Source organism: Shewanella marina JCM 15074 (assembly GCF_000614975.1).
GTDB lineage: Bacteria > Pseudomonadota > Gammaproteobacteria > Enterobacterales > Shewanellaceae > Shewanella > Shewanella marina.
This window is the reverse complement of the sequence record NZ_BALM01000047.1, coordinates 1-12,468: the sequence shown is the minus strand read 5'-3', so window position 1 is coordinate 12,468 and position 12,468 is coordinate 1. Positions and strand designations below refer to the sequence as shown.

The following is a 12,468-nucleotide window of genomic DNA, read 5'->3' as shown; positions in this document are numbered from 1 at the left end:
GCGTAAGTGAGTTTATCAAGGTTTACCACGCTATCTTGCGTATGACCAATAACATGACGCACCACAGCACTACCAATAAAACCTGCGCCACCTGTGACTAAAATTTTCACATCGAATCCTTTATATTACAAGGCAAAAACATATACTAATTGACGCTATTTTAGCATATAAGCCCCAATAATAACTTAAATTTACACCCTAAATTATTTAAACAAAACGATAAAGCAGGCCAATAGACAACACAATAACAACATTTTAACAGCAAATATTCTATATAGAATTACGTGTCAACATTGATATAATTTATACACTAGGAATTATATAAAGATATTTATGTTAAATTTCATTCGTTCTCTAATAAATATAGAAAAAAAACGTATCCCAACTAAAAAATTACAAATAGAAAACAAAAAAATAAAAAAAATAGCAGTAGTTATACATATTTTTTATAGTGACTTAGTTGAGTCAATATTTTTAGATCTAAATAATATCAGTTTACCTGCAGATATATTAGTCACTTATTCTCACGGATGCGAAACTCAAATAAACAAATGTAAACACATTTTAAACAACAACTTAACACTTATTTCAAAAGAAGTACCAAATAAAGGTAGAGACATTGCACCATGGTTACTAAATTTCTCTGAACTATATTTAAATTACGATCTTATATGTAAAATCCATAGTAAAAAGAGCTTACATAATGGCGAAATGGCTGGATGGAAAGAACATTTATATTCGAGTTTGATTGGCAGTCAGGAACAAGTTGCTCATATTATTGATACTTTTGATAATAATAAAAATCTAGGAATTGCATACCCAAGTTACTTTAAACCATTAAAACCATTCATCATGTGGGGAAGAACCAATAAAAAATTAGCAAAACCTATATTAAATAAACTTGGCATTAAAACGCCTCATGAAAACAATGAATTTGCAGCAGGTTCAATGTTTTGGTATCGACCAGAGGCTATCAGTCCTTTATTTGACTTAACATGGTCGCTAGAAGATTTCCCAAATGAGCAAGGTCAACTAAATTCCACAATTATGCATGCAATTGAAAGAATAATTGTCATTATCGCTAAACATGAAGGATATCAGTTTATTCAAGTTGAACCTAAGCATCTAATGCATTAAAAAGGCCTGCATATGCAGGCCTCAAATTAAACCATATTTGTTTTAAACAACCCCAACATGTCTTCAGCCGAAAACTGCTGTTGTTGCTTACCTGCGCTATCTAAAATTGACTGCGCGAGTAGCTGTTTATCTTGTTGCATTCCTGCAATTTTTTCTTCAACCGTATCTTTTGCAATAAGTTTATAGACAAATACGGGTTTATCTTGCCCCATTCGATAAGCCCTATCAGTCGCTTGTTTTTCAGCGGCGGGATTCCACCATGGATCAAAGTGGATAACGGTATCAGCTGCAGTTAGGTTCAAGCCAACACCGCCAGCTTTTAGACTAATTAAAAAGACATTGTTCTCGCCTAACTGAAAATTATCAATTTGCTGTTGGCGATTGCTCGTTTGTCCTGTCAGCAAACTGTAATTAATCCCAAATGTTGTCAGTTCATCAGCCAGCAGTGCAAGCATTTTAGTGAATTGACTAAAAATGATCACTTTGCGTCCTTCAGCCAACATCTCAGGTAAAGTCTGCTTTAACCAATTTAATTTGGCGCTCACTTTCACTTGTTGTTCTGTTAATTGAGAGCTTAAAATTCTTGGATCACAACAAATCTGACGTAACTTAAGCAGCGCATCTAAAAAATCAATCTGACTACCTGAAACACCGCGCTCAACAAATAGTTTTTGTATCTTTTGCTCCATTGATACTCTAATTGCTTCATAAAGCTGTGCTTGTGCGGGTAAAAGAGCAATCAATTGTGAAATTTCAGTTTTAGGCGGCAGCTCAGTAATAACTTGCTCTTTTGTTCGACGCAGCATAAATGGCGCCATGCGTCGATATAGCTCATCACTTCGTTCAACAATCGCCTCGATCTGAATACCATGCTTAAAATAACGATTAAAATGCGCAGTCGTACCAAGTAGCCCAGGTACACAAAAATCCATAATAGATTTAATTTCACCTAAATGATTTTCTAAAGGTGTTCCTGTTAATGCAAACTTCGCATTTGCTGATAGTTTTTTAGCAATTTGAGTCACTTGCGACTGAGGGTTTTTAATCTGTTGTGCTTCATCTAATAAAACAGCACTAAAATGCTTATCTAAAAAATGCTCATTATCACGCAACATTAAAGGATAAGTAGTAATCACCACATCAGCTTGCATCATCCGCTCAAAGTGCTGATGGCGCAACGGTCCAAAAAGTACCAACACGTTTAAACTAGGGGCAAACTTTTCAGCTTCTCTTACCCAGTTAGTCACTAAACTAGTAGGACAAATCACCAGACTAGGTGCTGATATTGAGTCAGTCTGATGCAGATAATTTAAAAATGCTAAACTCTGGATTGTTTTACCTAACCCCATATCATCAGCCAAAATACCACCTAATTGACATTGATATAAATGAGCTAACCATCGAAAACCTTGCAATTGATACTGACGTAGCGTTGCATTAAAATCTGATGATACTTCAAGCTGCGAAACATCCACCGCCGACAACATCGTCTGCGATAGGTCTTTTACCCGTGACGCATTGAGTTTACTGATATCTGATTCAGTCAGATCATTAAATACACCCATTCTGCTTTTAGGTAAATGTACCGAATTACTACGCTTATTGAACAACTCAACAATAGTACTGATCAATGGTCGTATAGATCTCGTATCCAAACTAAACCATTGGCCATTATCAGCTTGGTAAAGTAATTCATCATCGAGGCGACCATGGGTAATATAATGCTCAACCACAAATGGCAACATCGAAAACTGTTTGCCATCGATTTCTGTATTTAATTCAAGACTGACTTCACCAGCGCCGATATCATCCACAGCAAGTTCAAGCGACAAACTTGCCAAGTCTAAATCAAAATCTGCAGCGACATGCCACAACCATCCTAATTCAATGACATCTGCCTTTAATTGCATTAGCTGATGCCATGCAGATAAAGATTCAGGTAAATTACCAAGGCTAAAATAGCCACCTTCAGCCGGTAAAAAAGGATTTTGTTGAAGTTGTAGGTTTAACTCATGTAATTGCTCAATAGCAGCCAGCTCCTTACAGAAAGAACGTTTGACTTGAATAAGCTGTTGATCATGTTTAATGACATAAAAGGGACGTTGATGTGCTTGTAAAGGAACCGAATAGTTTTCATATTCAAAGGTTACATGTACAAATGGTTGTTGTAGGCCATTAATAGCATGCATCTCAAATTGAAGGTCTACAATAGGATCAGCCAATACAGCACCAACAGCAACTAGCTCACATTTGGGAAGTGTATCAACAGCAATGTAGCTCAATAAAGTCTGATAAACAGTTGGGATATCAGCCAGCGGTACTTCAGGCAGTTGCTTTATCATGCGTAACTGAGTTGCCGTTAGCTGAGTATCAACCAAGCCTATCTGTAAAAAATCTAAATCAACAAAACCGATTGGATCTGCAAATATCAATTCACAGCTATTATTCTTATTAATTTTGGTGGATAGCTGTAATAACTGTTCAGCAGACTCATGCCAAGACATATCCAAAGCTCGTGACTCTGACATGGTTAATGGAATACGATTTTCTTGCCAAAAACAACGTTCAGTTGCTACAAGCTGTTGCAATACTTGCCATGCAAATGAAGAGTTAATTCGGCACTTGCGATCGATAGGAGAAACCAGACTGAAGAGTTGTTTCAATAATGCTTCATCTGCCGTCGTTAAACCTTGGGGAAATTTGGTAAAACACTCATCAACAAGTAATGCTTTCCCCTGTAAAAAACTGCCTTTTTTGCCTAACGCGCTACGGTTTACATCAACATACACGCCGTCATCATCAACAGACAAAATATAAAGTAAGTAATCTTGAGACTCTACAGGTAAGCTTACTAGTTCAGACGACATCTGCTCAGCTACACCAGCAAACCATGCATGCAATTTTTGGCTATGATTAGGCTTAATATTTTTTGACTGTTCAACCAAGTAAAGTAAAACAGCAGCGACATGACTACAACGCTGCCCAACTGCACAGGAGCAATAATCATTTAGCTTCCAACCTTTACCCACCTTAGAAAGATGAATTTCCTGTTCAAAGTATCTGTCACCTGCAGCAGTAATTTCAGCCGAAATGCTACTGTAGTCTTGACTTGCATTGACACAAATCTCTTTACCCATGGCAATAAAGTCTTCTGCACGAGTGATGGTTTTTGCAGGAAAAAAACGCGCAATCGAGGCTGCACTTAAAGGAAAGGTACGACGGGGAAGCAGTGAAGGCATAAGGACAAAACACCCTTAACAAAAGCAAAATCGAAATAAACGACCATTGTAACGAATTAAAGAGGGGAAAAGAAGTAACCTAAATCGATAATCCGACTAAAAACAAAAAAGCCCGCAGACAATGCCTGCGGGCTTAGGGTAAATTTAAGTAAATAATGAACAATATTATTTTAAATTAATGACTTTAGCATCAAGTACCTTATCTTCAGCAAGAGTAAGGTGTTTCACTTTCCAAACTAAATCACAAATTCCATCAGTTGGCGCAAAACCAGTTGGAGTGGATAATAAAATTTCGCGTATCAGCTCATGATTAAATTCATGACAAGCCATATCAAGTCGATTTAAAATTGTTTCAAGTTCGCTCCAAGGTAAATGTACTTCACTAGCCGTCATGATACGTTCATGCTCTGTTCCAGTAACATCGTCACCAATGAGTAATTCTTCATACAACTTTTCACCTGGACGTAATCCGGTAAATTCGATCTCGATATCACCATCTAGGTTATCTGAAGATTTAACTTCAAAGCCACTCAGCCTAATCATTTTCTCAGCAAGCTCGACGATTTTAACTGACTTGCCCATATCAAGAACAAATACATCGCCCCCTTTACCCATTGCCCCAGCTTGAATAACCAGCTGTGAAGCTTCAGGTATTGTCATAAAGAAGCGTGTAATTTCAGGATGCGTAACAGTTACAGGCCCACCTGCCGCAATTTGCTTACGAAATAAAGGCACAACAGAGCCAGATGACCCAAGCACATTACCAAAACGAACCATACAAAAGCGCGTCGTATTTTGTGTTTCAGATAATGCTTGTAAGACCAATTCAGCCATACGCTTAGTCGTGCCCATAATATTGGTAGGACGAACGGCTTTATCAGTTGAAATGAGCACAAAGGTTTCTACTTTCGCTTTAATCGCTGCTTGCGCAGTGTACAGGGTGCCAAAAACATTATTTCTCACCCCTTCAACTACATTATGTTCAACTAAAGGAACATGTTTGTATGCTGCTGCATGATAAACGGTTTGAACTCCAAACGCTTCCATTACGGCTGCTAATCGATTTTGGCGTTGTACAGAGCCATTAATGGAATCACTTCAACATCAATATTTTCATTAAACTTTAACGTTAGCAACTCTTTTTCGATTGAATAAAGGGCAAATTCTGATAACTCAAATAACACTAATTTGTTCGGTAATTGCCTGATAATTTGGCGACAAAGTTCAGAACCAATTGAACCGCCTGCACCAGTAACCATTACCACTTTATCTTTAATATTAGCCGTCATTAAGTCATGGCGAGGAGTAACACTATCACGCCCTAACAGATCATCAATTTCAACTTCTTTAATATCGCTATATAACTTATTACCGCTCACTAAATCTGCCATTGCAGGCAACGTTAATACAGGTACGACTAATGACTCTAAAGATAATAATATCTCTTTTCTACGAAAGCGCGAAGCACTTGGTATAGCAAGTAACACCTTAGTAGCGTGCTTATCTGAAATTAACTGACGAATAATCGATGGTGAATGGACACGAACTCCTTGAATTGATGAACCTTGTAAAGTGATGTCATCATCTACGAACGCAAAGGGGTAATACTCATGACTTTGAACTAAAGCCGTAACAAGCTGGCGACCACTTACACCGGCGCCATAAATAATAACGGGTTCACCAATACGTGTTAATCCTCCCCCTACAAAAGAACGAACGATGACACGAGTACCACCAATAAAAATGACAGCAAATGCAGCATAAATAATAGGTACAGTTCGAGGTAGGTCTGAGCCTAAAAAATAAGCAATTATCATTAAGCAAAGGGTGGAAATAATAACCCCCACAGAGATTGCTAGTAGTGCTTGCAATCCAATATATCGCAATATAGCGCGATATAGTCCTACTTGAGCAAAAGCAAAAATGCTCAAGGGGATTACAAATGCAATTAATAGCCAGTACGTTCCATGAGTCAACACACCAATCTCATCAACTTTAACAAGCAAAGCAGCCCAAAACGCCATACTAAGTAATAAAACATCAATAATTATACTAACAATACGTTTTTGCGTTCGTTTTAAAGAGAAAAGGTAATGTATAAATTCCATTTTTTCAAAAAACTTCATAAAATATAACCACTTACTAGCTTATTGTTGAAGAAGGGATGTGATAAATCATAACATATATTATTTGCTATGTACTGTAAGAATAATAAAATCAATGTTATTTAGGAATCATATCAAATTCACAATGTAGATGAATTGATTGAAAGCTGCCATTTATATTTTTAATTACATAAACATCCTCGAAAAATATTTTTAATACGGAAGTATGCAAAGAAATAAATGATAATTTAAATAAAATGAATATTCTAAGTTACACTAAGAGCCCGTTATAATTAATCTTTAATAACAAAATACAAAGCACTTTTACATTCAAGTAAACAACAAAAGCGCTTAAACTTTAGTAAGCGACATAACTAAACTTAGTTGATAGGAAGTTCAACATTTAAAAGCGATACTCATAAGTAGTGAATACCGTAGCTCTTGTTTTACTATCATCAGTCGCAATGTAATCTGATTTAGAGACACTCCCCCCTAAACTCAACATACCTTTTAAGAGCGGCATACGATAACTTAACTCCCACATAAGTAAATCTTCCTGGGGTTGATATGGTGTCCATTCTGGAAATAATGCAAATTTTCCATCTTTATTTAGTTGGGCATAACGAAAAAGAGATGTTAACCCTCGACTATTTTGAAATTGTCCAATTATGCCTAATACATAAACTTTTGCATCGCTATCGTAAGTACTGCCCAAGGCTCGTTTATAGTAACGACTACCACTATGGTAAGTTTCAACATGCTCATAAAAACAACTGAATTCACCGGGAGTCGTGCACGAAACCATAGTGTTTGTCATTTCAGCAAAAATTTTGTATTGCTGCTGCTCATAGTTAATTCGACTATCTACACCAGCCAAATAGCCACAATCAGCGATATCCCATGGCATATTGCCACTCGAATCTTCACAGGTTCGTTCTAGATACACACCAACAGGCACATTAAACAAAGTATCAGCATAACGAATATCCCAGCCAGCCAGCTGATTCCCTATTTTACTTTGGTCATTTGGCCCACAATTAGCTTCACCATACATACAGCTTGTTCCACCAGAAATAGCTTTCCACCATGAACTAAGATCACACTCTTGTCCTTCTCCACAAAATTGTGTAGTCCACGATACTCCCATTTCTATCTGACGAATAGGACGAATAGATGCCCTCATTTGCCATTGCAATGTTTTAGGTACAGCCCGTTCTTTTTCCATCATGCTTAACCCTGTCGTAAAAGTCCAAGGCCCAATCCATGATAACCATGGGGTTTCAAAGCCGTGGGAGTCATTACGAGTTAAACTGATAGTAGGCATGGGTCTGGCATTATTAGACCGGTGCAATGCTGAATCAAAACCTGGTCCCCACCATTGTGGAATGGTACCAACAGAAGCAATCCAGTTACCTAACACAACCGCGAAATATGAGTCATCATATCGAAATTCTTTATTATCCTGCGGATCATAATTAGCGGAGCCTGAGAGTTTCACAGCAAAGCGTTCGCCTAAATATTCATAAGAAGCGTTAACTTGTCCTTTCTCTCGGTAATCACTACCAAAATGTTGAAACCTTGCAGGGTCTGAAGCACCAGCAAGCTTAATTCTAGCGTTACCTTTATTTTCTATAGCTTGATGATAATAAAAATTAACTCGAGCAAATGCTTCGGCTAGGGCAGGTGATAAAACATCAGGTTCAACACTAGAAAGATCACGACCTATACCAGCCCACATCAATGGATAAGTATTCACGGGAACAGTAATAACACCTGCATCAGCTAATGCCTGGATATCCGCACGAAGATAAATATCAGACGTATCAACCCAAGGCCCAGCTTGCGCAGCAGATATCCATAACAGTCCCAATAGGGTTGTTACTGCAGATAACACTCTTTTCATAATAAACGATTAGTCCTTTGAAGTTTTACTTTAGATCATTAACTTTTCTATATATTTAGTAATAAACAACTAATCACATATTTTAATTAATGAATAATGAGGTTCATACAAAATAAAACCAACTATCGTAAAGTTGGTTTTCAACAATACAAAGTTAAATTCTTAGTATTAAAATTAATTGATAATAGATGATTGTATAAATCTACTTGATAGCATCACCTGAACCACTGCCCGTAACAGTCATCATAATGTATTTAAAGTAATCTTTAACAGTTAGGCTATCAATCATCAGCTTATCAGTTTTAGCTAACAAAGCAGGTGTAGACATATCAATATTCTGTACTTGTGCTAAGCCAGTTATACCAGGCAGAACATTATAAACACCTAATGCATCGCGCTCTTTAATTAACTCTTCTTGGTTAAATAAATTAGGGCGTGGACCAACTAAACTCATTTCACCTTTAACAACATTAATCAATTGTGGTAATTCATCAATTTTAGTTTTACGTAAAAAGTTACCTAATTTTGTAATTGAAGCATTACTTGCTAAATGACTAGCCACTGATTTTGTTTCTACAGCCATAGTACGAAACTTAATCAATTTAAAAGGCTTTTTATTTCGACCTACACGGGTTTGAACAAAAATAGGTGAACCAGTATCAAACATACCAATAATAGTTACAATTAGTAGAACTGGCCAAAGTAATAATAAACCTAAGAAGGCAGCAAGAAAATCTATAAAACGAATCATGTTTATTCTCTAAATGATAAATTATCTTAATTGAGATTTAAGAAAAACCATCGACTCTTCCATTGTATATGGAGGAACCCAATCTAATACTTCCTTCAAGTTAGAAGTATCAACTTCAAGATTGCCAATCAACTGGTCGACTATTAAGGATTTACCCAGTAATGAACCCGCTAGTCGCATTAAAGTAATTGGTATCGGTAACTGAATTAAGTGCTTATCAAGCCCTTTTGCTATCGCATTAGTAAACTGTTTAATCGAAACCGTTTCACTTTCAGCGGCTAAGAAAGTATGTCCAGCTGCCCGTGGATGCTTTGCACAAGTGACTAATAAATCAGCAAGATTTTGTACAGAAATAAAATCTCGTCTATTTTTAGCTAGACCAAAAGGCAGGCATGGTAATTTAGAAACCAATTTAATCAATTTGCCAAAATTACCAGGAGCATTAGCACCATACACTAATGTAGGTCTGATAATAATAATTTCAAGACCAGTCTCCTTTGCGATTTTTTTTAAGCCTATTTCAGCATCGTACTTTGATATAGCATAATCATTATGAGGATTTATAGATTGTTCTGCCGAAAACGGAGTCAAACTCGTAGACGTACCATTGACCCCAATAGTACTAACAAAAATAAAACGCTGGACTCCAAATTTAGCAGCTTCTTCTGCCAGTCTCAACGTTCCTTTTACATTAACTTTATTGTAATCGTTTATAGTATGTGAATTGGAATGCGCTAACCCAGCAAGGTGTATTACAACATCTGAATCTTGAACGGCATTAGCCCAATCGGTACATTCATCTAATTCATTAATATAAAAACATTTGTCATTATTTGTTTGTTTACGACTTACACGCATAATATTGAGATCAGGATATAGTTGACAAATATGCTTACCAATAAATCCATTTGCCCCAGTAAGGAGAATATTCATAGTTATTTTTTTAACAATACTCGTCTAAACATTTTGATTAAAATTGCAATATAAAAAAAGCAACATTCACTATTTTTTCTTCTACATTTGAATGCTAATAAAGATAATTTAAATAAACTTGATACTGAATTTTTCTTTAATAACTCTATAGGTAATTCAGACTGTTCAATGTAGCTTGCTTGTGTCAGAACTCTATCTATGGCATCACCAAAAAGTACGACTTTAGCTCTTGTATAAAGTGCACTAATCCCGGAATTAGCTCCCACTTCATTAAGTTCATGCTGTCGATACATCATCAATGGTTTTTCACCTATAACCCACTTATACCCTCTACTACGAGCAAAGCTATAACAAAACCAATCATGTAACCACAAAGATTTTGTATCTGTTACTTTCTTTTGCAATAAAGATTGCATATCTTTAACTAGCTTACGGCTCAGAACAAATGAGCAACCAGGTCCTGCAGATTCAAATAAATAATCATATTTTTTTTGTGGCTGACTCTTATTAACAAGACGCTTTTTACCGTTTGCCCAAAAAGCCATTACGTTACCAGAATAAGCATCAGCTTGATTCTCTGAAATAAGCGCTATGGAGTTTGATAATTTATTTTTCAACCAAACATCATCTTGATCTGCAAATGAAACATAATCATAAGCACTAATATCGACATCAAGCATTAATCTAAAAAAATTAGCACCGGCACTGCCATATTGTTGACCATAAGGTAATATATGAATATTTCTATTTGTATTACTATACTCTTCAATAATATTAAGGGAATTATCATTAGAGCGATCCAAACTTATAAAAATATCTAAATTTACATTTTCCTGCCCCAAAATACTATCTAGCTGTTCTGATAGCCATTTGTCACCATTATAAGCGGCAAGCAGTACACAAACTTTATTCATTTTATAGACAACTTTATAGGTAATATATTTTTAAACTCTATGGCTATAGTATCTTTCGCTGAAAGCAACGGCTCCCCCACTAATGGCCACTCAATCGCTAAATCAGGATCATTCCACAGTAACGAGTGCTCCGCTTTAGGGTTGTAATAATCAGTACACTTGTACACAAACTCAGCATCTTCGCTGGTCACGTAAAAACCATGGGCAAAACCTTCTGGTACCCATAGCTGACGTTTATTCTCTGCCGACAGTAACACACCAACCCACTGACCAAAGGTTACTGAACCTTCTCTGATATCTACGGCAACATCAAATACTTCTCCCGAAACAACCCGTACTAATTTACCTTGGGTGTTTTCAGTTTGATAATGCAAACCGCGTAAAATCCCCTGCTTTGACTTTGAGTGATTATCTTGCACAAAGTGTGTTGGCTTACCTGTGACCAGCTCTTCAAATTGCTTTTGGCTCCAGGTTTCCATGAAAAACCACGCTCATCACCAAACACTGCAGGCTCAATGATTTTGACATCCGCTATCTTAGTATCAATTACTTTCATCGTCTTACCTAATCTTTGTTTTTATCTACTATTTGCTTTGATAAGCTTGTAACTCTTGCAATGCTTGTTGCCAATCAGAAGGCTGTATTGCAAACGTTTGTGCTATCTTACTGCAATCTAACCGTGAGTTAGCAGGACGCTTAGCCGATGTGGGATATTGCGCAGTAGTCAATGCATTTAATGCAGGGCACTGTGCTAATAAACCTTGTTGATGTGCTTGCTTAAAAATCGTGTCAGCAAACTCATACCAACTTACATAAGGCAGACCTGAAAAATGGTAAACGCCCCAATGATTGACTTGCTCAGTGGACACTTGCTCCATGATGCGAATAAGCGCATCTGCAATATCACCCGCATAAGTTGGACCGCCAAATTGGTCAGCAACAATCCCTAAGGTATCTCGAGTTTGTGCCAGTCTCAGCATGGTTTTAACAAAGTTATTACCCGCTTCACCAAACACCCAAGCAGTACGTAAAATAATGTGTTTATCACAGTGCGCGGCAATCAACTTTTCACCTGCAAGCTTGGTCACACCATAGATGCTTTGAGGCGCAGGCATATCCGTCTCAATATAGGCTTGCTCACTATCACCCGAAAAAACATAATCTGTCGACACATGCAGTAATACTGCACCAACCAGTGTGGCTGCCTCGGCTAAATACTGACTGGCTTTCACATTAACCGCTTCAGCAAGTTCAACTTCTGATTCAGCTTTATCTACCGCCGTATACGCAGCAGCATTAATAATGATTTGTGGCGCAAACTCAGTCACACAGTTAAGCACTTGTGCTCTATCGGTAATATCTAAGCCATCTCGGTCTAATGCCAATAAATTTACACGTTGACCTGCGACTTGATAATCTTGTAGACGCTGAGTTAATGCCTGTCCAAGTTGACCTTGTGAGCCTGTGATTAACACATTAATCATTA

8 protein-coding genes and 2 pseudogenes are annotated in these 12,468 nt (G+C 37.0%); 1 reads left to right on the top strand and 9 read right to left on the bottom strand.

Going from position 1 to position 12,468, the window contains the following annotated elements; translation table 11 throughout:
* Positions 1 to 110 (bottom strand): NAD-dependent epimerase/dehydratase family protein (locus JCM15074_RS24300; RefSeq protein ID WP_037470091.1); only part of this gene is annotated, 110 nt, incomplete at its 3' end.
* 223 nt (positions 111 to 333) lie between these two features.
* On the opposite strand from JCM15074_RS24300, the gene JCM15074_RS19710 reads away from it, so the two are divergent.
* Positions 334 to 1,137, top strand: a complete 804-nt coding sequence (locus JCM15074_RS19710; protein WP_025823624.1) for a rhamnan synthesis F family protein — start codon at positions 334 to 336, stop codon at positions 1,135 to 1,137.
* Positions 1,138 to 1,163: 26 nt separating this feature from the next.
* On the opposite strand, the gene JCM15074_RS19705 is transcribed toward JCM15074_RS19710, so the two are convergent.
* From JCM15074_RS19705 to rfbD, 8 genes and pseudogenes are all read right to left on the bottom strand, one after another.
* On the bottom strand, positions 1,164 to 4,376 hold the full coding sequence (locus tag JCM15074_RS19705) for a DEAD/DEAH box helicase (protein WP_025823622.1): 3,213 nt from the start codon (positions 4,374 to 4,376) through the stop codon (positions 1,164 to 1,166).
* Positions 4,377 to 4,541: 165 nt separating this feature from the next.
* Positions 4,542 to 6,484 (bottom strand): annotated as a pseudogene (locus tag JCM15074_RS23235) (polysaccharide biosynthesis protein).
* Positions 6,485 to 6,884: 400 nt separating this feature from the next.
* On the bottom strand, positions 6,885 to 8,384 hold the full coding sequence (locus tag JCM15074_RS19695; RefSeq protein ID WP_025823620.1) for a capsule assembly Wzi family protein: 1,500 nt from the start codon (positions 8,382 to 8,384) through the stop codon (positions 6,885 to 6,887).
* A gap of 202 nt (positions 8,385 to 8,586) precedes the next feature.
* Positions 8,587 to 9,135, bottom strand: a complete 549-nt coding sequence (locus JCM15074_RS19690) for a sugar transferase (RefSeq protein ID WP_025823618.1) — start codon at positions 9,133 to 9,135, stop codon at positions 8,587 to 8,589.
* A 21-nt stretch (positions 9,136 to 9,156) separates the two neighbouring features.
* Positions 9,157 to 10,068: an NAD-dependent epimerase/dehydratase family protein gene (locus JCM15074_RS19685; protein WP_025823616.1), complete on the bottom strand. Its 912-nt coding sequence runs from the start codon at positions 10,066 to 10,068 to the stop codon at positions 9,157 to 9,159.
* 2 nt (positions 10,069 to 10,070) lie between these two features.
* Positions 10,071 to 10,982 carry a glycosyltransferase gene (locus tag JCM15074_RS19680; RefSeq protein WP_025823614.1) on the bottom strand — a complete coding sequence of 304 codons (912 nt, stop codon included), beginning with the start codon at positions 10,980 to 10,982 and terminating at the stop codon, positions 10,071 to 10,073.
* A pseudogene (rfbC, locus tag JCM15074_RS23230) lies at positions 10,979 to 11,538 on the bottom strand (dTDP-4-dehydrorhamnose 3,5-epimerase). The gene JCM15074_RS19680 and the pseudogene rfbC overlap by 4 nt, the downstream one beginning before the upstream one ends.
* Before the next feature lie 28 nt (positions 11,539 to 11,566).
* Positions 11,567 to 12,468 (bottom strand): dTDP-4-dehydrorhamnose reductase (gene rfbD / locus JCM15074_RS19670; protein ID WP_025823612.1); only part of this gene is annotated, 902 nt, incomplete at its 5' end.

Bases quoted from the DNA above. Each gene is read 5' to 3' on its own strand.
- JCM15074_RS19710 (WP_025823624.1), top strand. From the start codon at position 334: ATGTTAAATTTCATTCGTTCTCTAATAAATATAGAAAAAAAACGTATC.
- JCM15074_RS19705 (WP_025823622.1), bottom strand. From the start codon at position 4,376: ATGCCTTCACTGCTTCCCCGTCGTACCTTTCCTTTAAGTGCAGCCTCG.
- JCM15074_RS19695 (WP_025823620.1), bottom strand. From the start codon at position 8,384: ATGAAAAGAGTGTTATCTGCAGTAACAACCCTATTGGGACTGTTATGG.
- JCM15074_RS19690 (WP_025823618.1), bottom strand. From the start codon at position 9,135: ATGATTCGTTTTATAGATTTTCTTGCTGCCTTCTTAGGTTTATTATTA.
- JCM15074_RS19685 (WP_025823616.1), bottom strand. From the start codon at position 10,068: ATGAATATTCTCCTTACTGGGGCAAATGGATTTATTGGTAAGCATATT.
- JCM15074_RS19680 (WP_025823614.1), bottom strand. From the start codon at position 10,982: ATGAATAAAGTTTGTGTACTGCTTGCCGCTTATAATGGTGACAAATGG.